At 43.5% G+C, this 24,067-nt stretch carries 21 protein-coding genes and 1 other annotated feature (1 of these 22 cut by a window edge); of the genes, 4 read left to right on the forward strand and 17 right to left on the reverse strand.

What is annotated here, in order from left to right; genetic code table 11:
- Nucleotides 1-23: 23 nt before the first annotated feature.
- The 4 genes from AC4E8A_RS14185 to AC4E8A_RS14200 all read right to left on the reverse strand — a co-directional run bounded on the left by AC4E8A_RS14185 (nt 24) and on the right by AC4E8A_RS14200 (nt 5,112).
- The gene (locus AC4E8A_RS14185; RefSeq protein WP_490193788.1) at nt 24-1,601 is read right to left on the reverse strand and encodes a cation:proton antiporter; all 1,578 of its coding nucleotides are present in this window, start codon (nt 1,599-1,601) and stop codon (nt 24-26) included.
- A gap of 160 nt (nt 1,602-1,761) precedes the next feature.
- Nucleotides 1,762-3,681, reverse strand: a complete 1,920-nt coding sequence (locus AC4E8A_RS14190; protein ID WP_490193789.1) for a vWA domain-containing protein — start codon at nt 3,679-3,681, stop codon at nt 1,762-1,764.
- A gap of 11 nt (nt 3,682-3,692) precedes the next feature.
- Nucleotides 3,693-4,574: an ATP-binding protein gene (locus AC4E8A_RS14195; RefSeq protein WP_490193790.1), complete on the reverse strand. Its 882-nt coding sequence runs from the start codon at nt 4,572-4,574 to the stop codon at nt 3,693-3,695.
- A 331-nt stretch (nt 4,575-4,905) separates the two neighbouring features.
- Entirely contained in the window at nt 4,906-5,112 is a 207-nt protein-coding gene (locus AC4E8A_RS14200; RefSeq protein ID WP_490193791.1) for a DUF6501 family protein, read from the reverse strand.
- Between the two features lie 194 nt (nt 5,113-5,306).
- On the opposite strand from AC4E8A_RS14200, the gene AC4E8A_RS14205 reads away from it, so the two are divergent.
- On the forward strand, nt 5,307-5,651 hold the full coding sequence (locus AC4E8A_RS14205; protein WP_490193792.1) for a hypothetical protein: 345 nt from the start codon (nt 5,307-5,309) through the stop codon (nt 5,649-5,651).
- Between the two features lie 2 nt (nt 5,652-5,653).
- Here the strand turns inward: AC4E8A_RS14205 and AC4E8A_RS14210 are convergent, their stop codons facing one another.
- From AC4E8A_RS14210 to AC4E8A_RS14225, 4 genes are all read right to left on the reverse strand, one after another.
- Entirely contained in the window at nt 5,654-6,262 is a 609-nt protein-coding gene (locus AC4E8A_RS14210) for a DedA family protein (protein WP_490193793.1), read from the reverse strand.
- 31 nt (nt 6,263-6,293) lie between these two features.
- A complete protein-coding gene (locus AC4E8A_RS14215; protein ID WP_490193794.1) occupies nt 6,294-7,088 on the reverse strand; it encodes a GNAT family N-acetyltransferase in 795 nt (264 codons plus the stop codon).
- Between the two features lie 21 nt (nt 7,089-7,109).
- The gene (locus tag AC4E8A_RS14220; protein WP_490193795.1) at nt 7,110-7,985 is read right to left on the reverse strand and encodes a gamma-glutamylcyclotransferase family protein; all 876 of its coding nucleotides are present in this window, start codon (nt 7,983-7,985) and stop codon (nt 7,110-7,112) included.
- Between the two features lie 183 nt (nt 7,986-8,168).
- Nucleotides 8,169-9,809, reverse strand: a complete 1,641-nt coding sequence (locus tag AC4E8A_RS14225) for an AMP-binding protein (RefSeq protein ID WP_490193796.1) — start codon at nt 9,807-9,809, stop codon at nt 8,169-8,171.
- 273 nt (nt 9,810-10,082) lie between these two features.
- Between AC4E8A_RS14225 and sda the strand changes: the two genes are divergently transcribed.
- Nucleotides 10,083-10,217 carry a sporulation histidine kinase inhibitor Sda gene (sda, locus tag AC4E8A_RS14230; protein ID WP_490193797.1) on the forward strand — a complete coding sequence of 45 codons (135 nt, stop codon included), beginning with the start codon at nt 10,083-10,085 and terminating at the stop codon, nt 10,215-10,217.
- A gap of 441 nt (nt 10,218-10,658) precedes the next feature.
- Here sda and odhB read toward each other — a convergent pair whose 3' ends face one another.
- Together odhB and AC4E8A_RS14240 are read right to left on the reverse strand one after the other, a co-directional pair.
- Complete coding sequence (gene odhB, locus AC4E8A_RS14235) at nt 10,659-11,903, reverse strand: 2-oxoglutarate dehydrogenase complex dihydrolipoyllysine-residue succinyltransferase (protein ID WP_490193798.1); 1,245 nt, start codon at nt 11,901-11,903, stop codon at nt 10,659-10,661.
- Between the two features lie 19 nt (nt 11,904-11,922).
- A complete protein-coding gene (locus AC4E8A_RS14240) occupies nt 11,923-14,754 on the reverse strand; it encodes a 2-oxoglutarate dehydrogenase E1 component (protein ID WP_490193799.1) in 2,832 nt (943 codons plus the stop codon).
- Nucleotides 14,755-15,338: 584 nt separating this feature from the next.
- On the opposite strand from AC4E8A_RS14240, the gene AC4E8A_RS14245 reads away from it, so the two are divergent.
- Nucleotides 15,339-15,875 (forward strand): Hsp20/alpha crystallin family protein, encoded by a 537-nt coding sequence (locus AC4E8A_RS14245; RefSeq protein WP_490193800.1) that lies wholly within the window; start codon nt 15,339-15,341, stop codon nt 15,873-15,875.
- 148 nt (nt 15,876-16,023) lie between these two features.
- Entirely contained in the window at nt 16,024-17,247 is a 1,224-nt protein-coding gene (gene bcbE, locus AC4E8A_RS14250) for a bacillibactin exporter BcbE (protein ID WP_490193801.1), read from the forward strand.
- Nucleotides 17,248-17,342: 95 nt separating this feature from the next.
- Here bcbE and trpA read toward each other — a convergent pair whose 3' ends face one another.
- From trpA to trpE, 7 genes are read right to left on the reverse strand one after another with little or no spacing between them, the layout of a single operon-like run.
- Nucleotides 17,343-18,134, reverse strand: coding sequence for a tryptophan synthase subunit alpha (trpA, locus tag AC4E8A_RS14255; RefSeq protein ID WP_490193802.1), 792 nt, complete (start codon nt 18,132-18,134; stop codon nt 17,343-17,345).
- Nucleotides 18,127-19,329 carry a tryptophan synthase subunit beta gene (trpB, locus tag AC4E8A_RS14260; RefSeq protein WP_490193803.1) on the reverse strand — a complete coding sequence of 401 codons (1,203 nt, stop codon included), beginning with the start codon at nt 19,327-19,329 and terminating at the stop codon, nt 18,127-18,129. The genes trpA and trpB overlap by 8 nt, the downstream gene beginning before the upstream one ends.
- Nucleotides 19,326-19,955 (reverse strand): phosphoribosylanthranilate isomerase, encoded by a 630-nt coding sequence (locus AC4E8A_RS14265; protein WP_490193804.1) that lies wholly within the window; start codon nt 19,953-19,955, stop codon nt 19,326-19,328. Before AC4E8A_RS14265 ends, trpB begins: the two co-directional genes overlap by 4 nt.
- A complete protein-coding gene (trpC, locus tag AC4E8A_RS14270; RefSeq protein ID WP_490193805.1) occupies nt 19,948-20,742 on the reverse strand; it encodes an indole-3-glycerol phosphate synthase TrpC in 795 nt (264 codons plus the stop codon). The genes AC4E8A_RS14265 and trpC overlap by 8 nt, the downstream gene beginning before the upstream one ends.
- The gene (gene trpD / locus AC4E8A_RS14275) at nt 20,743-21,768 is read right to left on the reverse strand and encodes an anthranilate phosphoribosyltransferase (protein ID WP_490193806.1); all 1,026 of its coding nucleotides are present in this window, start codon (nt 21,766-21,768) and stop codon (nt 20,743-20,745) included.
- Nucleotides 21,740-22,348, reverse strand: a complete 609-nt coding sequence (locus AC4E8A_RS14280) for an anthranilate synthase component II (protein ID WP_490193807.1) — start codon at nt 22,346-22,348, stop codon at nt 21,740-21,742. Before AC4E8A_RS14280 ends, trpD begins: the two co-directional genes overlap by 29 nt.
- Entirely contained in the window at nt 22,345-23,742 is a 1,398-nt protein-coding gene (trpE, locus tag AC4E8A_RS14285; protein ID WP_490193808.1) for an anthranilate synthase component I, read from the reverse strand. The genes AC4E8A_RS14280 and trpE overlap by 4 nt, the downstream gene beginning before the upstream one ends.
- An 82-nt stretch (nt 23,743-23,824) precedes the next feature.
- Nucleotides 23,825-24,067: a binding site (T-box leader), on the reverse strand; it runs 11 nt beyond the window's last position.

A 24,067-nucleotide genomic window follows, 5' to 3' on the forward strand; every position in this document is an offset into this window, starting at 1 on the left:
CCCTTATTATACCATTATTACCCCTAATGTTTACCTTCTAGTTTGATGATGGCATCCGTTATGCGCTCATGTTCTCTTTCAGCTATTTCATTTGAGATAATTTCTTCCCTGAGAAGGTTATCGATGGCTTCATGTTCAGCATATAGAGTATGCTTGACAAGCGTATTCATTTGATCCTCTTTTAAATCAGGGACCTTCTCAAACAACTCATTTATTTGGGCCTTCAGCATATCCAGTCTTCTTTCGTAGGTATTAATCAATTCTTCCGAAACTGGATCTGTGATATATAGCTTTTGTTTCACCCTGTGAATTTCTGTAATGGCCGTTTCATAACGATGGAGCTGAGCTATGAGTTTCGCAAACTCTTCCGCCCCTTCTTCTTTTGGTTTCACCCCGAGCCAACCAATCAAGGGTTTCAGGGACAATCCTTGTACAACCAACGAGAATAATACCACGCTGAAAGCAAGGACCAGTACATCTTCCCTGCCGGGGAAATCACGGGGAAGACTAAGGACAAGGGCCACAGAGAGGGATCCTTTCAACCCGCCCCAATTTAAAATATGCTGCCATTTAATCGGGAAGCTTTTGATGAATGCTAAACTGGAATAGACGGCAAAGCTTCTCGCTATAAGAACAAGGGGTATGGCTGCAAGGATGAGCTGCCACTTGTCCACCAAGTCAATTCGTGTGATTTCGAGTCCTACCATTAAAAAAACCAGCGAATTGGCCAGCAATGCTGCAACATCCCAGAAGTTGTTGATGTTCAGTTTCGTCGTTGGACTCATACCAATCCTGCTGCCGTAATTTCCAAAGATCAAGGCTGCGACGACAACTGCAATGACTCCGGAAGCATGGACGCTCTCCGCCATTAAAAAAGAACCATAAAATAAAATGATACTAAAGATAATTTCCAATGGATAGTCATCAAAGTACTTAGTCAAAATGGAAAAGCCGAAACCGAGCGAACCCCCAATGATCAAGCCAAGTGAAACCACCCTGATGAATTCCCAAAGACCGCTTCCAAGTCCACCCCACCCTGCATCCAAGTAGGAGAGCAGGTAGAAAGCTGAGATATTAAAAAGGACGACTGCCAGCCCATCGTTAAACAAACTCTCTCCTTCGATAACGACTGCCAGTCTCTTATTGACCCCGACACTTTTAAAAATGGAAAGGACACTCACGGGGTCCGTTGCACTCATAAGCGCTGCGAAAACAAATGCTGCAGGTACAGAAAAATCAAATAAGAAATAAGTACTGAATCCAATAATTAAATAAGACAAAAAGGTACCGGCAAAAGCCAAAGAAAAAATCGGCTCTTTATTTTCTTTTAAATGTGAAAAAGGAAGCTTCAGTGCTGCCTCTCCCAGCAGCGCTGGCAGGAAAAGAGTGATGATGACAAAATTAAACACTTCCCCTTCTGTGATAAATAATTTCAACGGCTGAAGGACCGGGATATCGAGAAGGCCAATCAACGCGCCGATGATGACCAACGCAATCGGATAAGGCTGTTTTACCTTTTTTGCTATAGCCGTAATACCGGCAGCAATCATCACCAATACCAGTCCAAGTTCAAAAATATGATGCAAATCCAATTCTTGCATACAATAACTCCCCTTCTTTAAAGCCTGATAGAATATGTATCCCTCTGGTCTTTGTGACTTCATTCTTTTCTGTCATATCTATTTATAATAACCATTACAGCAGTCGGTAAAACACAAAAAGCCTGCCGCATGTCAGCAGCAGGCATCTATACTTATCTCTTTAGATACTTTTTATCAATAACCGCCTCAATAGCGGGAACAAGACATCAGGAAGTTGTTCTACATCAGAAACAAGGATACTGAACTTTCCATATATGTTTTCAATCATTTTTCTTTCAGCCTCTGTAATGTCATCATTGGAAAGAAACACATTGATGACTTCAATCCCCTGTTTTCTCGCTTGTAACACAGCTTCATGTGTATCCACTACTCCATTTTGCTCGTAATCAAAGGCAGCAGGTTCACCATCTGAAAAAACCAGAAGGAATTTCTGCTTTTCGCTTCGATGCAGAAGCCTTTCTGTCATAAGCCTGATGGCAAATCCGTCCCGATTGTCTTCTTCTGGCTGCAGGCTCATGATTTCCGGGCCGCTTCCCGGCTTCAGGCTGCTACTGAAATCGAGTGCCGCCTTCATATAATTGGGCTGCCTGGTTTCAGTCGCATGGTTGGTATCCTCCCAGAAACCCACTACTTCATGGGGGACTCTGACCGACTTCAACGATTCGTGGAACAGCGTGATTCCCATCTTGGTTTGTTCCATTTTGTCATACATGGAGGCTGAACAGTCCACAAGCAATGAGAAAACGGCATCGATTTCTGATGAAGGATTCTGTTTTTTATAAAACAGCCTTGGATTGTCGTCAGTAAGGAATCTCAAAAGCTTTTTATTCAACCGTCCAAAATGGAGATCACTTCTCGGTAGGATTTTTTTATGTTCCAACGTTTTTTCGATCATCTTTTGGAGCTTTTTCTGATATGGTCCAATCAAGCCTTTATTGATGTCATAAGCTTTGATATCTTCAAACCCCGGAAGATCTGGTTTCAGGAATATCGGATAGGCGTGCCGGTTTTCTTTTCCATACTCCGATTCTCCCCCGCCCTGATCATCATCCCTGTCCTGCCGGGCCGCTTCCATTTGCGAATAATCCTTATTCGCTGTCTCCTCAGAAGATCCCTGGACCATTCCCAGAGCCTGGTCCCCTTCATCTCCTTCTCGTACCCCATTACCCATAAGATCTGACTTCGAGCCCTGGTCAAGGTCAAATTGGAGGAAAGAATCGCCTTTATTGCTCGTTTCCCGGTGCCATGTCCTCATCTCTTCTTCAAAAACTTCTTCTTCGCCCGTACTTTTCTCATCCAAAGTATCATCGTTTTGAAGAGGGTCTTTCCTTTTTAAGTCCTCTACGGTCAAGTCCTTTTCATCTGGAGCATAGACTTTTTCCGGCAAATGAAAATACTCATTTAACATATCTTTTTCGAGGATTTCTTCAAGAACCTCCATTAAATCAAGGCACACCTTGCTCACGTCCTTGGTAGAACGGGCTTCAAAAAACGTTGAAAGTGAATCCTTTATAAACGGCATGGCCCTATCAATTCGGTGATTAATGGAAATCTCCTGTTCAAGCGGTGACTGCGCATTAAGGATTAAATACATACTATTAAATAATGCATCTGTAAACACACTTTTCACCAAATTCACCTTTAATTGAGAGTGGAAGTGCTGTCTGTACAATTTCCTGCGCGTCCCAAAGGCTGCTTTGGTACCAGGCCTTTCACGTTTGCAGATTTCTTCCAGGCGTATATCTTCTCCCAGAACAAATAACTGCTTTCCAATGCTGGGAAGTTTTGATGTTTTTACTTTTTCTAAATATCTGGCGGTCTCGGAGATATTGGTATGTTTTAAATTCCCGATTGTCCTGAGAAAGATATCGCTTTTCAATCCATGTATCTCTTCCATCCTGCTTCTATGATCCCAAAAATGGGTAACATAGACTTTATCATCCCTAAGGTCCAAATAGGAATGCGGGCCATAGTCAAGTTCCATATCCCCATTTTTAGACAGAGTCTTGGCCAGATCAGTCAGTTCCATAAATAAAAAAGAATCGATTTGTTCATCATTAAACTGTATAAATCGGCGCATACAATCAATCCTTACTCAAAAAGAGTTTCTGCGATATTAAGAATGGCTGCTTTTTCTCTGTCATCCTCCAGCTTATCAATGATTCCACGCTGAATTGCTCTCAGCGGCGGAAGATACACTGCAAGGTCACAAGCATCAATCAATGCCCGGATAGATGCAGCTTCTTCAGAAATTTGACCATTTCTGACTTGAACCAGCAGATCAGAAGACAAAGAGATAAACTTCTCCACCAGCTTCACATCCTCAATCCGGCTCTGTTCCATTAGGACTGATTTCAATGTCTGGCCGCTGATATAAGGCACATCAATGACAACAAATCTGTTTTTCAAAGCTTCATTAAGGGGAACCGTTCCAACATATCCTTCATTGATGGCTGCAATGACTCCGAACGTTTCCGAGGACTTGATGACATCCCCTGTGAATGGGTTGGTGATCATCCTGCGATAATCCAGAACCCCATTCAAGATCGGCAGGGTTTCTGGTTTCGCCATATTAATTTCATCAATGTAGAGCAGATGGCCTTTTTTCATCGCTGCGATGACCGGGCCTTCGATAAATTCAATTGTGCTTTTTCCGTCTCTATCTGCAATGGTTTTGTATCCCAGCAGAGCTTCCGCATCCATATCGACGGAACAGTTAATGCTGTGCATCGGCTGTGAGAAGATAAATGAGAGTGTTTCTGCGAGCTTCGTCTTTCCTGATCCGGTCGGCCCCTTCAATAAAACGTTCTTCCCCATTGCCAGTGCGATGACAGCATCTTCAAGGATTGCAGTCTCTTCTGCAGTATATCCTCCTTCACCGATCAGTGATTGATAGTCACTTCCCACAAATTGCGCTTTTCTATTGGTTAAAATGCCTGATATGGCTTCAGGTAATTGGTTTTCTAAACTCATGGTTATACTTCCTTCCTAAACGAAAATTGTACACTAGAAACCATTCTACATGTAAAAACGTTTTCACTGCAATGATTGTCGTCCAGAAGTAGTCATCGGTATTGGGTGATGGTTTCGCGATGCTTATCACTGTGGGCTGGGGGCGTCCTTGTAAAGCGGTATGTTCACTTCAAAATCTGTCCTTTCAAACCACATTTCTCTCCTATTCGTGCCCCTTCAAACGAAAATTTCACTTCTAGAGCACAGTGATCTCCGGATCTACCTCTTCAGTCGATCACTTCAATCTGCAAAAAAAAAACGTGAATGCCCATAGCATTCACCGTTTTAATCCTTATTTGGCTTCCTCAAAGTAATCCTTATAGAATCCGCCCATTTTTCCGCTGTCATCAATTACGAAGAAATAATCCTCAGATTCATTTTTCACCTCATATTTCTTTCCTTCTGTTAATACATTTTCAACTTTATACTTTGCTGCATTTGTATGTACACATTTCACTGTCTTGATGGCAGGACGGTCTGTCCAGTCACGATGGATCATTATTCTGTCTCCTTTCTAAATCTTTCTCTTTCTCATTAGTATATTCCTCCAGGCCGAACACTTCAATAGCAACTTATTTCATCCTGCCCTTTACCATCTTCATTCCCTCAAACGATACCACGACTATAAAAAACGAACTATCTCAATTGGTATTTAGATGGTATAGTAGGAATATATATTTTGAGGTGAATACGATGAAAAAACTATTAAACCGATTGCTGGCAGTTGCAATTTTCCTGTTAATGGTTTACTCAGCAACCCACCGTCCCAATGAAGAAGATTTCAATAAATGGATGCAAAATAAATATGAAATATCCTGCGCCTCCGTATCCTGCACAATGAAAGAGGATGACACCGGGGAATCACGCACTCTTATTGTCATTGGTTCAAGGACCAAAGAGGGATACCTTCTTTTTAATACCGTTTCAAAAACATTCGAGGGAAAAGAAGGTAAGCACACAACCATTAAAGCAATTGGCTTTTTGGGACATTATTATACCATAGTTGAAGAAATGGACCCTCCATTGGAGCAAGGCTGAGTTCATTCCCCTCTTTTGATCACTGAGCTGCCTGACTGCTTCTTCTTTTTATAGTAGAGGTATCCGCCTGCGATAACAATTATCGCTATGATTACAGTTGTGAGTGCAGTTGAGAGATTTTCAATGATAGAGGAAAAGGTGGATGGAAAAAATCTTCCTATCTGAAAATATATCATACACCAGACCAATGCCGCAGGGTAGGCTGCCAGCATGAATTTTCCGATTGAGATTCCAGAAGCACCAGCTATATAGGGCATGACTAGTCGTATCCCTGGAATGAAGTAACTAAAGGAAATCCCTGCTGTCCCATATTTACTCAGCCACGCCTGCCCTTTCTTTATGAGTATCTTTGATTTCGCCTTCTCAAATCTATGTAATAATCGTGTTTTCGCTACCTTACCCATTCCGTATCCAAATGTGCCGGAACTAATGACACCAAGATAAGTTGCTGTAAATGCAATGAAAGGTGAGTACCCCCTCCATTCTGTTAAAACTCCGGAAAAAGCAGCTGCTGCTTCATTCGGAAGCGGAAACCCGATAAAGATCAGCCAACTGAAAATAAACATGGCAAAATAACCTAAATCATTTACAAGTTCAATTAAAAAAGCCATGCCCACCCTCCCGTCTATGACAATAGATCCTTTATTTATTATATACCCAATAATCATACGTTGAGTATTTTAAGAAACCCAGTTTTTTCAGTACAGGAGAAGAGTGGCCTTGTCTGGCTTGGCAGGTGGCAAGTTCTGCTCCCATTGATTTTGCAAGCAGCAAACGAAATCTCACCATATCCGAATAAATGCCTTTATGGCGGTATTCCGGCAATACCCCGCTTCCATTCATATACATTGTTTTTCCATCACTGCTGAACCTGTAGTTACTGTAGGCAACCGCCCTCCCATTTTTAATACCTAGAATATATCCCCCTTTACTGTAAGGAGAAGTTATGTAGCTTTTTCTTTGATCAAATATGGATTTCCGCTGTTCCTCGGCGTACCCCCAAATCACTGAAGATACATCGACAAGCATCCGGATTTCCTCATCTTCTTTGACCTCTATATACTTTATGTTTTTATTTATTGTTTCCTCGGCTGCAAATTCTTCAATCTTGAAAGCTACACCGTCATATTTGTCTGTGATTTGATATCCGTCCTCTTCCAAAAAAGGATAAAGCCTTTCACTTTGCACACTTTCCAGCCAGAGACTGAAAGGCACATCAGCAAAGAATTCTTTTACCTGTTTCCATTTCTGCTCTGCCAGCTGCATTTCTTCAAATGAAAAATCAACTACCTTGTTGCTTAACACATTGTGCATTCTGGGATTTTTGGTTGCTCTTAATCCATACTCATCGATTGTTTCAATATAAGAGGGGATCCATTCCTTTTCATAATCCCAATGATGATCTTCAATTGCTTCAATAATTTTTTGTGTGTCCATTTTCTCTGCCTTCCTTTGTGGTTACTTAGATTCCAAGAGGTTTTCGACCTCATCTTCAGACATCCCCAGCAGCAGCAGCTGCTTTTTCAGTTTTTGATGATACTCCTGGCTTACAAATGGCTGCGACCCTCTTAGAATTTCGCGGGCATAATGGGCAGGAGGACGTGTTTCCTTCCCTCGGTGATTGACAATGAAGGTCAGAACGTTGGGGATCAAGATGCCATTCACCACAACATTCACAAGAGCTGCACGATACCATCCAGGGACGACTCCTTCCCTATTATATAGATACTCCACTGCATCAAAAGGAAGCCTGTATACAACACCTTCCGTTCTACCCCCATCTTCCACGATATCTCCTCTGCCTCCGTCATTGACGACAAAGGTATATTTCATTGAATACCTTTCCAACGTCCCTTTTCCAAGCGGTTCCTGAAAATGATGGTCTACCCCTGCAAGCTTGAATCTTTCCAGATCCATGCAAGATCCATAGGCAAAATAAAGAAGCGATTCCGGCTTTTCCTCCATGAATGTATGAAGCGTCCAATCCCCGGAAGCAATGCAGCCTTGAAACAACGATGGTTGAAATCCTGTGTAATAGATGACATCAACCGGTCCTTTATCTGTTTGGGCTTGAGCCGCCTGCCTTAAATAAAGATTGTCATCATGGTTTTCTTTATAATCTTCCAGTTCATCTATACTGGCAAGTACTGTCTGGTTGATTTCATAAATTTCACCATATACCCGGTCATTTCCTTCTTTAAGGGCAGGGTATCCCTCCCCTGTGTCATATAGTTCACCTTTTATCCAAGCCTGTTCAGATATAAGCATACAATCTTCCAAATAGTAATGATACTTTTGATTTCTCCTTAATGAGCCGTATACAAAAATCTTCATTTTCTCTCTGTAATCCTCCTTGCTGTTTTATATGATTCTACTTCTCTGTTTGATCGTAATACAGTCCGCCTGCCCCCTTAATAATTCATTCTACATCCCTTTCACCATCTCCTTTTTTTCCATTTTACCCTGCAGACAAAAAAAGCGGGCGTCAATCACCTACCCGCTTCAAAAGCCCTTCCTTTACCTGTATAATACTTTTTTCTCCGCTTCTTCCCTTAATTTGAACTTCTGTATTTTGCCAGATGCAGTCATCGGATAGGCATCTGTGAATTCGATATAGCGGGGAACTTTATGCCGGGAAATTTTCCCTCTGCAATACTCACGAAATTCATCCGCTGTTGCTGTCTGATCTTCTTTTAAGATAATCCATGCCATGACTTCCTCTCCATAAACCTCGTCAGGAATTCCCACGACTTGCACATCCAGCACTTTAGGGTGTGTATAGATAAATTCTTCGATTTCCCTTGGATATATATTCTCCCCGCCCCTGATGATCATGTCCTTCAAACGGCCGGTAATCCTGCAATATCCATTCTCATCCATGACAGCCAAATCGCCTGTATGCAGCCAGCCATCTGAATCAATCGCATCAGCTGTTGCTTCCTCATTATTATAATAGCCCTTCATTACATGATACCCTCTTGTACAAAGTTCTCCCTGCACTCCAAATGGTACCTCATCATCGGTGCCCGGCTGGACAATTTTCACTTCTACATTGGGCAGTGCCCGTCCAACTGTTTCAACCCGTATCTCAATCGGATCGTCTGTTCGTGTCTGTGTTATTACAGGTGACGATTCAGTTTGACCGTATGCAATTGTGATTTCATTGGCACCCATCCTTTCAATCACCCCTTTCATGACTTCTATGGGGCAGTTGCTTCCTGCCATGATTCCTGTCCGAAGGGATGAAAGATCATATTGATCAAAGTCAGGATGATTCAACTCAGCGATGAACATTGTCGGAACACCGTGCAATCCGGTGCACTTTTCATCCTGTACCGTCTGGAGCACTTTTTCCGGGCTAAACTCCTGTACTGGTACCATTGCTGCTCCCACAGACACACAGGCCATCGTTCCGAGGACACATCCGAAGCAATGAAAAAATGGCACAGGTATACAAAGCCGGTCTTCATTAGTCAATCTCATACATTGAGCAATATTGTATGCATTGTTTACAATATTGCTGTGGGTCAGCATGACGCCTTTTGGAAAGCCTGTAGTTCCTGAAGTATACTGCATATTAATTACATCATCAGGATCAAGGCTGCCCATCCGCTCTTCAAGCTCAGTTTCCTCAATGGTATCTGCCATTTGCAGTATATCTTCCCAGTTGTATGTACCCTTGTAGCGATCTTCACTTAATACAATGACATTTCGAAGGGATGGAAGCCGTTTGCTTTCAAGCTTTCCAGGTTCAGAATCCTTTAATTCGGGACAAATTTCATACAGCATTTCAATGTAAGAGGCATCCCTGTATTGATCCATTAACAAAATGGTTGTTGCTTCTGATTGGTTCAACAAATATTCAAGCTCAGAAGTCCGATAGTTGGTATTGACTGTCACCAAGACAGCACCCATTTTCCCTGTCGCAAACTGGGCATAAAGCCATTCGGGCGTGTTTGTTGACCAAACAGCCATATGCTCTCCCTTCTGCAGACCTAGCCCCATCAAGCCTCTTGCAACTCTTCGACAATGGAGATTAAAATCTTCATAAGACAATCTTAAATTTCGATCATTGTAAACAACCGCGTCCCTTTCCCCTTGCAGTTCCGCCTTTTTTTCCAATAAACTGCCTACTGTGACATTCAACAAGTTCGACAACCCACTTCCCCCATTCAAGTAAAATGTTTTTCTTATGGAACAACAATGACCTGCGTAACCAGATATCCTCTTCTCCACATCATCCGCCTATATATTATCATAAATTTTAGAATTTTTAAAATATATACATAATGGTTTGGTAGTTTCCCTTTTACATGTAAAATTTTTCTTGAAATTTTTTTATATATCCCCTTTTCAATCCTGACTTTTAAAGGTAGAATATATAGAAAATATAGAACATTCTATATTTTAAATTCTCCTGGGAGGTTTTCCATGAAGATTATGAGTAATGAACAATTGGTTGCAGCGTATCGTGACGCCGAGAAAAACGGTATTGACCGTGACTGGATTCAGATGCTTAAGAAAGAGATTCATAGTCGAGGGATGAAGCCTGTTAGGAAAATTTGAAGAAAGTCCTACTTATGACCTTGCCAAATAGTTAATTGAACACTGACTAACAAAAAGGAGAAAGCCGGTTTCATCGCAGGCTTTCTCCTTTTTGCTGTTTCTCCCGGCTTAATCAGTCAGATCCTGATTAATACATATCAAATGTTCTTCCTTCCTTTTTTGATATGTTTTACCGGGCATTCCAGGACACCCTTCTTTCTACCGTGAAGGTGACACCTTTCCCGATTTAATTTATAACATCCTCTGTTCCTTTTCATATGATGTACCTTTTCTGGCCATTTCATATATCTCCGGCTTTCCCTACCGATTGGTTCACCAATATCATGCTCCAAGCTGGAATCGCATCATGCAAATTTGAAATCCACCTTATCCACTGACTGGTCAAAAAAAAAATAAAAAAACCAGCAGAGTGGACTCCGCTGGTTTTGCTCATTATCAGTATTATCCTTCAAGCAAAAGGTCTTCAGGATTTTCCAAAAGAGTTTTAATCATTGAAAGGAAGCCCACTGCCTCTTTACCATCGATGATACGGTGATCATAAGAAAGTGCAATGTACATCATCGGACGGTTTTCCATAGTATCTTTATCAATCGCTACCGGACGGAGCTGGATTGTGTGCATTCCCAGAATACCCACTTGAGGTCCGTTCAGGATTGGTGTAGATAGCAGGGAACCAAACACACCGCCATTTGTAATAGTGAAAGATCCGCCTTGAAGGTCACTCAAAGCCAATTTGTTGTTTCTCGCTTTCGTAGCCAGTTCCATGATTTCGCCTTCAATTTCTGCGAAGTTCTTGCGGTCACAGTCCCTTACAACAGGAACAACGAGACCATCATCTGTAGATACGGCTACGCCGACATCATAATATTGCTTTAAAACGACTTCATTGCCGTCAATTTCAGCATTGACATATGGATACTTCTTTAATGCTGCAGTAACAGCCTTGGTGAAGAAAGACATAAATCCAAGTCGTACATCATGCGCCTCAAAGAATTTGTCCTTTTTGCGTTTACGCAGTTCCATAACCGCTGACATATCGATTTCGTTGAAAGTCGTAAGCATAGCTGCAGTTTGCTGTACTTCTACTAAACGTTTTGCAATTGTCTGGCGGCGGCGTGACATTTTTTCACGTACAACCGGTTTACCATTGTCCTGTTTAGGAGCAGCTGGTTTGCTTTCGGATGCTGCCGGTTTAGAAGGAGCAGACTGAGGCTTATTCTCAAACGATTCAATATCCTGTTTGCGGACTCGGCCCAGTGGATCAGTCGGTACTTGAGTTAAGTCAATTCCTTTTTCACGCGCTAATTTCCGGGCAGCCGGTGAAGCAATGACCCGTTCTTTCTTGTCTTCCTGCTGGGCTTGTTCAGGGGAAGCCTCCTCTTGTTTTGCTTCTGCTTTAGGAGCTTCTGCCTTTTCTTCATTTCCACTGACAGAAGATGCAGGCTGCTTTCCGCCTTCACCGACAATGGCAATGACCTGGCCGACCTCGACCGTGTCGCCTTCCTCAGCTTTTAATTCCTGGATCGTGCCAGCCTCTTCGGAGATTACTTCGACATTGACCTTATCTGTTTCCAGTTCAACAATATATTCCCCTTTTTCTACGTAATCACCCGGTTGCTTCAGCCACTGGGCAATTGTACCCTCTGTAATGGATTCTGCTAATTCTGGTACTTTAATTTCTGCCACTTTGTCTTCCTCCTCCTGATTATCTTGTCAACGCTTCACTGATAATTCTTGATTGCTCTTTTTTATGGACTGTCGGCTCCCCTTCAGCAGGACTGGAACGCCTTCTGCGCCCTGCATAACTCACCTCGACACCATCTGGAGCGATATCACGCAGGCGAGGCTCTGCAAACGTCCAGCCGCCCATATTCTTAGGCTCTTCCTGAACCCATAACAATTCTTTCAGATTCGGATACTTTTTAAGGATTTCCGAGATATCTGATTTAGGGAAAGGATATAGCTCTTCAACTCTCAGGATATGCAGCCAATCCAAGCCTTCTTTATCTTTTAGGCTTTCTTCCAGATCGATTGCCATCTTTCCGCTTGTAAGGACGATTCTTTCTACATTTTCTTCTTCGTTCCCAAGTCCAGGCTGTTCAAGCACTGATTTGAATTGGCCATTTGCCAATTCGTCTGCAGTAACGGCTGCAAATTGGTTTCTTAAGAGGCTTTTCGGAGTCATGATGACCAACGGCCTTACTTCCTCCTTCTGAAGAATCGCAGCCTGCCTGCGCAGGATATGGAAATACTGGCCGGCAGTTGAACAATTCGCCACTGTCCAATTATATTCTCCAGCCATTTGCAGGAATCGCTCCAGTCTCGCACTGGAGTGCTCAGGTCCCTGTCCTTCATAACCATGAGGCAGCAGCATGACAAGCCCAGACTTTTGTCCCCATTTTGCTCTGCCGGCAGTAATGAATTGATCGAACATTACCTGTGCGGTATTGGCAAAATCACCAAATTGCGCTTCCCAAAGAACAAGCGTTTCAGGTGCAAAGACATTATAACCATATTCATATCCGACAACCGCCGTTTCGGTCAGCGGACTGTTGAATACAGCAAAGGATGCGTTTGTATCTTTCAATTCATGAAGAGGAATCAATTCTTCGCCCGTTTCGTGATCGTGGAGTACCAGGTGGCGCTGTGCGAATGTTCCCCGCTCAGAATCCTGGCCGGTAAGCCTGATCGGTGTCCCTTCTTTAAGGATGGTTGCGAATGCAAGTGTCTCGGCATGGGCCCAGTCAATCTTGCCTTTGCCTGAGAATACGCCTCCGCGCCGCTGAAGGATTTTTTCCAATTTCTTGAATGGCGAGAAACCTTCCGGCCATTTGAGCAGTTCATCATTCAATGCATGGAGCTGCTCAAAATCAACGCTTGTATCGATATGAGGGAATCCGTTTGTTACATCTTCAGGCGGATTCATGACAATATCCGGATTCTCATCCTTCGTAGGAACTTTCTCATACGCAGCTTTCAGCGTTTCCTCAATATCCTTCTCCATCTTTGCTGCCTCATCTTGTGTAACGACACCTTCTGAGATCAATCTATCTTCATAGATTTTACGTGGAGTCGGGTGATTATGGATTTTGTTATACATTAACGGATTTGTCACCATTGGTTCGTCCATTTCGTTATGGCCGAATCGTCTGTAGCCAATCAGGTCGATAACAAAATCTTTGTTGAATTTATTTCGGTATTCATATGCCAATACAGCAGCTGCAAGGCATGCTTCCGGATCATCTGCATTGACATGGACGATTGGAACTTCAAATCCTTTAGCCGTATCAGATGCATACTTAGTAGATCGGGAATCATAGCTCTCTGTCGTGAACCCGATCATATTGTTCGCAATCAAATGGATGGACCCGCCGGTATTAAATCCGCGAAGGCCGCTCATATTGAATGTTTCCGCTACAACGCCTTCCCCTGGGAAAGCGGCATCACCATGGATCATAATGGCATAGGAGGTTTCGGGATTTTGTTCAGGATACCCTTTTTGTTCCCTTTCTTCCTGTGCAGCTCTTGTATACCCGGCAACAATAGGGCTGGCCACTTCCAAGTGACTTGGGTTGTTAGCTAATGTTACACGTGCGCGTGCCGTATCGCTGACACCAATATTCCGGTCCGCACCAAGATGATATTTCACATCTCCCGTCCAGCCGTAGGTGATGCCGATTGACCCTTCAGACGGGATTAAATCTTTGCTTGGTGCATGCTGGAATTCTGCGAAGATCATTTCATAAGGCTTCCCGATCACATGAGCCAATACATTCAGGCGTCCGCGGTGGGCCATGCCGATGTTAATGGTCCTTGCTCCATTTTCTACAGAATAGCGGACAAGTTCATCCAGCAGAGGTACCATATTATCCAGGCCTTCGATTGAAAAACGCTTTTGCCCGACAAATGTACGGTGGATGTATTTTTCAAACCCTTCTACTTCGGAAAGGCGTTTCAAGAGCGCGCGTTTCCTATCATGGCTATAGCCGGTGAGAATCGATCCAGACTCGATTTTCCCTTTAAGCCAGGTTTTCTCTTCCATTTCATGTACATGTGCAAATTCATAAGCGAGCTTGCTTGTGTAAACCTTCTTCAGGTGATTGATTGCTTCCAGCCCGTTCCTGACATGGGAAGGTGCTTCAGGCAGGACAAATTCAACAGGCACATTCTTCAGGTCTTCCTCAGTAAGGCCGTACTCTTCCAAATCAATTCTTCTGCTGTCTTTATCGCGGTCATTCAAAGGGTAGATATCCGCTGCCAGATGTCCATATGTACGAATGTTATCAGCCAGATTCACTGCAGCTACAACTTTCCCTAAATCATGACTCCCGCCCGGTAAGCCGGACAGCTGCAAAGTTTGACCTCCTCCTGCTTCGGCAGTTGAAGGAGGGCCCCACTGCTCAAAAAGCTCCTTGAGTTCAGGGTCAACTTCTTCGGGATTCTCTAAATAAACTTCATACACTTCCATTATATAACCGAGGTTAGGGCCGTAAAAACTTTCCCATGGTCCAGCCTGGTTTGTTGATTGTCTTTTCACTTTGAAAAACCTCCAACCATTTCGCCATTCTAATTTTTAGTATAAATATTGGAATACTATGTAAGTATAGTATTTTAAAAGAAATATAAAACGCTTACAGCAATATTTTATCACTCTAAAGTGAAGAGATAAAGCATTTGTGACAAATTCTTTAAAAATTCGTCAACAGTAAAATCAAGAGTTCACACAAGAATGTTATTCCTAATCTGTTAGTGAAGTCTAAATTTTAGATTATTCTGAAATAGTAAAATGAGTGGATTTTCATAATAATAATTATTTCTTTTTCATCATTACCATTTTTCATAAACCATCTTACTACTGTTACCTTAAAAAACCAAATATTTTTTTTGATTTTATTCACTTTTTTGTCTATTTTTTTTAATGATTGTTTCACCAGTGTTTCTAAGTGATTTTTTCCTTCATATTTAATAATTCTCCTTTCTGTGTCTCATGTTTATTTTTCTTATCCCTACTTGACCCCCCTTCAAACATCAACGCCTGGATATACGCCGGGAACCCCTGGGCGGATAGGTGCATACACTAAAAAAGGAATATACTGTTTACAAAAAAAGAGGTGGAAGTCGATGTTTCCTTGGAACTCATTTTTTCCTTTTAACAAGAACATGAAGGATATGATGAAGAATATGAATCCACAGGATGTGGATCAATACGTAAAAGGTGTAATGGGTGAAATGTTTCCAAAAGACTGGCAAGGGATGCAGAACCCTGGAGATTTCATGAAGAATATGGGCGGCATGATGACTGGGATGAACGGCATGGAAGGAACAAATGGAAACTCTACCCAACAATCCCGGCAAGAGCATGAAGATCATCATCCTGTTGAGAAGATACCCGTAAACATATTTGAAGCACTTGAAAGCGTCTATATACAGCTTAAAATTTCAGACGAAGCTCTTGTAAAAAACATGAAGATTTTCCACACCTCTAATCAGGCGATTCTTGAAAACATCCCTTCTTCAGGAGAAAGACAGGTGATCACCCTTCCCTCACTTGTAAAGAAAAAAGGCTCATCCGCACAATATAAGGACGGGATACTGGAAATAAAGATCCCTAAAAGTATAGACCTTCAATTTACAGAGATAGACGTTTCAGAAAGGTGATGGAACGTCTTCTTTCTTATCCTTGGAGTTAAACACACACGTTCTGGTTTACATATGCACGTTATTGTTCCTCAAATCAACTGAATGAAATTTGTTATTTTGATAACAATAAGCTCAGTGATTCATTTTTGAATTTGGAGGAACTTCCATGGAGCAGAAAAAAAAATGGGACTTATTTGCACTTTCATCTATTCCGCTTGTGATGACATTGGGCAACTCTATGTTGATACCAGTACTCCCCACTATGGAAAAAAAGCTGGGAATTAGCGGATTCCAATCCAGCATGATCATAACGGTTTACTCTCTTGTGGCCATCCTCCTGATACCGATCGCAGGATATTTGTCTGACAGATTTGGACGAAAGAAAATCATGATTCCGAGCCTCATCATTGCCGGAATTGGAGGAATCATTTCCGGGTGGGCTTCATGGCAGATGAACGACGGTTACTGGATCGTCCTGCTAGGGCGTTTTGTACAAGGGATTGGTGCTGCTGGTGCTTTCCCAGTGGTTATTCCGACCGTAGGGGATATGTTTGAAGATGAAACGGAAGTAACAAAAGGCTTGGGATTAATTGAAACATCCAACACCTTTGGAAAAGTTCTCAGCCCTGTTCTGGGCTCGCTTCTGGCCGCTTGGATCTGGTTTATACCCTTTTTTTCCATACCGGTTTTTTCTCTTATTGCCATCACACTGGTATTTCTTTTAGTAAAAGTTCCTAAAAAAGAGAAAAAAGAGGAAAAGGGCCAGACAATAAAGGAATTCACAAAAGAAATCAAAGAGATTCTCGGGAAGGAAGGAAAATGGCTTTCAGCCATTTTTATTATAGGGATTGTGTCGATGTTCATTCTTTTCGGATTTCTTTTCTTTTTATCAAATGTCCTGGAGAGCAAGTATGATACAGATGGAGTGATAAAAGGTCTTTATTTGGCTTTGCCTCTATTATTTTTATGTGCTACCTCTTTCTTGACAGGTAAATTCATCGGGAAAAAAAGAGTACTGATGAAATGGGCCATAGTAGTTGGGATGCTGTTAGGAGCCGGGGCTCAAGTACCCATCTTCTTCTCTGATGGTAAATGGATGCTCCTGATATTTTTATCGCTGGCCAGCATCGGTATTGGTGCAGCACTTCCTTGCCTGGACGCCTTGATTACGGAAGGAATAGAGAAAGAGCACCGCGGAACGATTACATCGATTTACAGCAGCATGCGCTTTATCGGCGTTGCTGCCGGCCCTCCGATTGTGGCTTTGCTGTCAAAAGGAGTTACGTTTATGATTTTGATTGGCATCAGCGCCATATCTGCATTCATCGCTTTGATCCTTATTAAGCCTGAACCGGAGGAATCAGAAGGAATGCAGCCGAAGACCACATAAAAACGCATGGGGTCATTTCGGTGCTTCCCCCCAAAGTTAGTTTCTCAACTGACTTTCAGGGGCGGCACCTTCTCCCATGCGTCTATTCCATTCTTCTAGGAAACAGGAGCTTTATGCCTAGCCGCATCTATTAGTTCTCTGATTTCATCCAACTTATCACTTTGCAAGTACTCAATGATGCGACTTCCGACTACCACACCGTCCGTGACAGCAAGAAACTCCCTCACATGTTGTGGAGTGGATATTCCGAACCCAGCAAGGACCGGTACACCGCTAGCGTTTATTAATTGCTGAAAATGGTCTTTCAAAGAAGACTTGAATTGCTTGACCGCCCCAGTTGTTCCATTGATTGTTACTGCATAGAGAAAGCCTTCAGAAGAACCAGCAATTTTCTCCAGCCTTTCCTTTGAACTGGTCAATGAAGCGAGCTGGATCAAGGCTATGTCCTTTTTCTGTATATACGGGGTCAGAAGGCTGTTATGTTCCAAAGGCAAGTCAGGAATGATCAGGCCATCCACCCCTGCACTGGAACAATCTTCAGCAAATCGTTCCAATCCGTATTGGAGGACGGGATTAAAGTATGTCATGAAAATCAGCGGTATGCTGATTTTTCTCCTTTCCTTTTTTAGCACTTCAATGATCCCTGACAGGGTGGTTCCATTTTGCAGTGCCCGCTTCCCTGCTTCCTGTATGACCGGCCCATCTGCTGCAGGATCAGAAAAAGGAATACCGATTTCAATAGCGGAAGCTCCTGACTGTTCCAGAAAGGACAGGTGATCAATGAGGGTTTCAAGCCCACCATCCCCTGCCATGATATAAGGGATGAATATACCCTGGCCATCTGTTTTTAATTGATTTAAAGACTCTTCAAGAAATTTTTTACCCATGGTGATGCCCTCCTATTCTAGACTTGACTGTTTCAACATCCTTATCTCCTCTGCCCGACAAACAGATGACAAGGCTCTCATCCATTCTCATGGATTCCGCCAATTTCATCCCGTACGCCACAGCGTGAGAGGATTCCAGTGCCGGGATGATACCCTCTTCGACTGAAAGCATTTTGAAAGCCTCCAAGGCTTCCTGGTCGGTGACAGCAGTATAGGAAACGCGCTCTGTCTCTTTTAAGAGGCTGTGCTCCGGTCCGACACCAGGATAATCCAACCCCGCTGAAATCGAATGTGCTTCCTGGATTTGTCCGTGTTCGTCCTGGAGGACATACATCATCGCTCCATGCAGGACGCCCAAGGATCCCTTTGTCATAGTGGCTGCATGTTTGGTAGTATTCATTCCCGCACCGGCAGCTTCTACACCATACAGCCTTACCCCTTCATTCTCAATAAAAGGGTAAAACATCCCCATAGCGTTACTCCCGCCGCCTACACATGCCACAACCGCATCGGGAAGTGTGCTTTCCTTTTCATAGAATTGCTTCTTGGTCTCTTTACCTATCACGCTCTGAAAGTCCCTGACCATCTTAGGAAAAGGATGCGGCCCCAATACTGACCCTATGATATAATGGGTGTCGTCAACATGCGAAACCCAATAGCGCATCGCTTCATTTACGGCATCCTTGAGCGTGGCACTGCCTTGTTTGACACTGATGACTTCCGCTCCAAGGAGCTCCATTCTGAACACATTTAATTTTTGGCGCTGGATATCTTCTTCACCCATAAAAATGACACAGTCGAGATTAAGCAAAGCACAAACAGTTGCTGTCGCAACACCATGCTGTCCAGCCCCTGTTTCGGCGACAATTTTCTGTTTGCCCATTCTTTGGGCAAGCAATGCCTGCCCGATTGTATTATTGATTTTGTGAGCGCCTGTGTGGTTGAGGTCTTCCCTTTTTAAGTAAATCTTGGCCCCCCCTGCACGCTTGGTAAGATTAGCCGCTAAATAAAGAGGCGTTTCCCTGCCGATGTATTCCTGTAGATAATATTGAAGTTCCCGCTGGAATTCCAGATCATTGACCGCTTTCTCATATGCCTCATTCAGTTCCGCTACTGCACCCATCAGAGATTCTGATACAAATTGTCCTCCAAAACGACCGAAAAGCCCTTTTTGATCCGGTTGTGCATAAATCATTTTCCTTCCTCCTTCTTAGTGCTGCTGTTTTTCACTGTGAGTATAAAATCTTTTATTTTTTCGGGATCCTTAACTCCATTTGTCTCGACCCCGCTTGAAACGTCGACCATGTAAGGATTCACTTTGGTTATGGCCCTTTTGACATTTTCAGCGTTCAATCCGCCAGCCAGGATCACCTTTTTATCAAGAGAAATTCTTTCAAGATACGACCAGTCAAAGGTTGTTCCATTTCCTCCCCTTGCTGCACCATGGCCGCTGTCTACCAAAATAAAGCTGCCGGGGAAATGTTCAATCCCATCCAGATCATTTTCTTTCGTGATGGACAGCGCTTTATATGCCGGAATTTTAAGCGATAAGATAAACTCCGGTGTCTCATTTCCGTGCAGTTGTATATAATCGAGGCCAGTTTCCTCAGCAATTCTCTCTATTTCCTCTTTGCTTTCGTCAACGAATACACCAATTTTCATTATTGAATCTGGTATGGTTTTGCAAATTCCTTCAGCTGTTTCTGCAGATACTTTTCTCCGACTTTCTGCAAAGATAATTCCTATCGCATCAGCCCCGGCAGCGACAGCAGCTTCTGCGTGCTCCACTGATTTGATTCCGCATACCTTCACCTTAACCACGTAATGCAGCCTCCTTGTCAACGGTAAATGAGCCAATGGCTTTTCCGGCATTGCCGCTTCTCATAAGTGACTCGCCGGCCAGGATTCCATCGGCACCTGCCACTGCAGCCCTCCTCGCATCTTCCGTTGTTTTGATGCCGCTCTCACTGATAATCACCCTATTTTTGTCATTCAATAACGGTGCAAGCCTTTCTGTAGTAGCCAAATCCACCTCGAATGTTTTTAGATTCCGGTTATTGATTCCGATGATGGCTGCTCCGAGTGCTGCAGCTCTCCGGCCTTCCTCTTCATCATGTATTTCTACCAGCACCTCGAGTCCCTGGGAAACCGCATAATGATATAAGTCTTCCAGTCTCTCCTGTGACAAGGCAGCTACAATGAGGAGAATGATATTGGCACCCGCATCTTTCGCTCTGTCTATCTGAATTTCATCGATGAAAAAATCCTTGCATAACAACGGGAGGTCCACTTCAAGCCTGACCTTCTTGAGATCTTCTATCGACCCTTTGAAAAATTCACTGTCGGTAAGGACAGAAATGGCTGCTGCCCCCCCGTCTTTATAACATCTTGCCTGGACAGCAGGCTCGACCTCCAAAGCAATATCTCCTTTTGATGGGGATGCCCGCTTAATTTCAGCAACGACTCTTAATGATGTCGAGGAGAGAAGGAACTCCAATAATTTATGTTCCGTTTCCTTATATAAGCAGGCTTTTTCATACCCTGCCTTTTTCAACTGAGCTACCTCCAGCTTTTTATGGTCAATGATTCTTGTTAAATAATCCTCCATTTACATAACCTTCTTTCTGCTTCGTTGAGAAAATTCCACTGTTTGCTGAAGTTTTCCATATGCAGCTCCACTGAAGATGGATTCCCTTGCCATCTTGACACCCTCTGCTGCTGTTGTGGTACGGCCATTGGCCAAGAGGGCTATCCCGGAATTAAAAATGACTGTATCGAGATTAGGACCTTCCTTTCCCTTAAGGACTTCCAAAAGAATTTGCGCATTTTCCAGGGCATCGCCTCCACGGATCTCGTCATTCGAATGTACAGGAAGCCCAACTTCATCGGGATGAATCGTGAACTTCGTTGTCCGGCCATTTTCCAGCAGGACTAAGTGGTTCTCTCCAGCCAAGGATGCCTCATCCATGTAGCCGGACCCGTTCAAAACGATTGCCCTTTTCCTTCCCAATTCATTCAGGACGGAAGCCATAGTTTCCAACATATCCCGCCTGTAAATCCCTAATAATTGAGTATCGATACTCATTGGATTTGTAAGGGGGCCGATCATATTGAAGATAGTCGGGATTTTCAATTCCCCCCTTACTTTCATGATTTTTTTCAAACGGGTATGGACATATGGAGCGTAAAGGAAGGCAAGTCCATTTACGTCCAGCATCTCGTTGATCTCTTCGCTGTTAAAATCCAGGGCAATGCCGAGATGCTCAAGGACATCCGAACTCCCTGTCCTGCTCGATACACTGCGGTTGCCGTGTTTGGCTACCCTGACCCCGGCACCAGCCAATACAAAGGCGGTTGTCGTACTGATGTTAAAGCTTTGAGATCCGTCTCCCCCCGTACCGCAAATATCCATAATGTTTTCTGAAGGAGCCGCATGAAAGTCTGCATGCTCACGAAGCAGTTCAACCAGCCCTGAAATTTCCTTGACTGTCTCCCCTTTCATTTTCAGGGCTGTCAGGAATGACGCTACTTCGCTTTCGCTTGTTTGCTCCTTTAAAAGAAGGTCGACTGCGGCTTTCATTTCTCCTTTCTCAAATGAAGTCCCATCAAATAATTTCTGCAGAAATTCTTTCATTTCTGTCTTCCTCCTTTAAATCAATAAAATTCTTAAGCAGCTTCTTGCCCCATTTCGTTCCAATGGACTCCGGATGGAACTGGACTCCGTAGACGGGATATTGAAAGTGCTTGAAAGACATAATTTCGTTATCATCCATTGATAAGGCAGTAGTCGTTAGTACTGGAGGCAGGGTTTCTTTTCTGACTACTAGTGAGTGATACCTCATCACTTCGACTGGCTGCGGAATGTATTGAAACAACCCGCTATTATTGTGTTTGATCAGTGAGGTCTTTCCATGTTTGACAGCCGCTGCCCTGACAACACCGCCCCCAAAGGCTGCAGCGATTGCCTGATGCCCCAAACACACACCGAGAATCGGGATTCTGTCAAAAAGGGTTTGTACAAGCTCGATCAATATCCCGGCGTGTTCCGGTCTTCCTGGGCCAGGAGACAGGATGATCGCCGATGGATTCAGTTCAACAACATTTTCAACAGTCAGTTCATCATTTCTCTTGACCAGGACATTCTCCCCAAGCTCGGATATATATTGATACAAATTAAATGTAAAGGAATCATAGTTGTCTATTAACAGAATCATTCAGCCACCTCGATCAGCGCTTTCGCTTTATTGATTGTTTCTTCATATTCCGATTCGGCTTTAGAATCGCAGACCACTCCAGCCCCCGCCTGTACGTATGCATAACCATCCTTGATCACCATAGTCCGGATGGCCAGGGCTAAATCGATATCCCCGTTCACAGAAATATAGCCGACAGTCCCCGAATACACGCCGCGTTTACTCTTTTCCAGCTCATTGATAATTTTCATCGCTGCTATTTTCGGTGCCCCGCTGACTGTGCCGGCTGGAAGGCAAGCTGTAATAACATCAATACTTGTGTACGATGGATCAAGCCTTCCCTCCACCTCTGATACCAGATGCATTACGTATTTGTATCGTTCAACAAGCATGTATTTTGTCAACGAAATGCTCCCTATCCTGCAGACTCTCCCAAGATCATTCCTGGCAAGGTCAACAAGCATCCTGTGTTCAGCTACCTCCTTCTCATCCGCAATCAGGTCTTTCTCCAATCCAGCATCTTCCTGCTCATCATGCCCCCTTCTCCTCGTCCCGGCGATCGGGTTGGAAATGACGTTACTGCCACTGACTTTTATAAAGCTTTCAGGCGAAGTTCCGAGCACGATATAGTCTTCAAAATCAATATAAAACATATAGGGAGAAGGGTTGGTCTGCCTCAGCTTCCGGTACAAGTTGAATGGCCCGCCTGTGAATGGTGATTTAAAGCGCTGTGATAACACAACTTGAAATATCTCCCCATTCAAAACCTGCTCCTTTGCGTCATTCACCATTGAAATGAATTGCTCCTTCGTTACCTGAGATTCAAACTCAAGCTTCCCAAACTCCGGCTCATGGTGAGAAGTATCGCTTTGCCTGATGGTTCTTTCCATCTCATCCAGGATCTCTTCAGGATGTTGATCGGAATCTTGAGTAAAGCCCTGTAAAACCAGCAAAATCACTTTATTCTCTAAATGATCGAAGATGACCGCTTTCTCATAAAACATAAGGTGAATATCCGGCATACCAAGCGAATTTTCAGGAACATCCCCAATCTTTTCAAAGTGGCGGATATTGTCATACCCCATATAGCCAACCGCCCCTCCTGAGAAAGGAAAAATCTGCTCTGCTTTTGTCATCCCTGAAAAAAAGTCGTTCAGCCTGTCAAAAGGGTTTCCTGTATAGGTCACTAAGGTTTCCTCTTTAAAATCAAATTCAATAATATGTCTGCCGTCCGCTTTGAACTCTAGAAAAGGATTGCTTCCAAGGAAGGAATACCTCCCTGCCTTTTCATGCTTTAACGAACTCTCCAGCAAAAACTTCCGCCGGCCGGCAAGCTTCTTAAAAACACTTATCGGGGTCAACTCGTCTCCATTCAGTTCTCTCGTGTAAAACCTCATCTCTCTCGTCTCGTTCATTCTCGTCTCCTCCTTATATTGGTGACAGTCACTCCCTGAAATTTGTCAAAAAAAGTCCTCCACGAAACAGGGTCACTGTTTCATGGAGGACGATTGGAATCGCGGTGCCACCTCGCATTGAAGTTCTTATTAGAACTCCCGCTTTTTTCAGGTACAGGAATGCTGTCCATTCCGATACCCTATCCTTTTAACGGCGGAATCCCGGGCTTCCCTACTCAATGTTCAGGCCGCCTCTCACAAGTCCATTCGGTATTGACCCTCGTGCCGGATTCTCATCACCGCCGGCTTTCTGTAACGATTTTGTCCATACGTACTACTCTTGTTC

The sequence above is a fragment of the Bacillus sp. SRL337 genome (assembly GCF_984799155.1).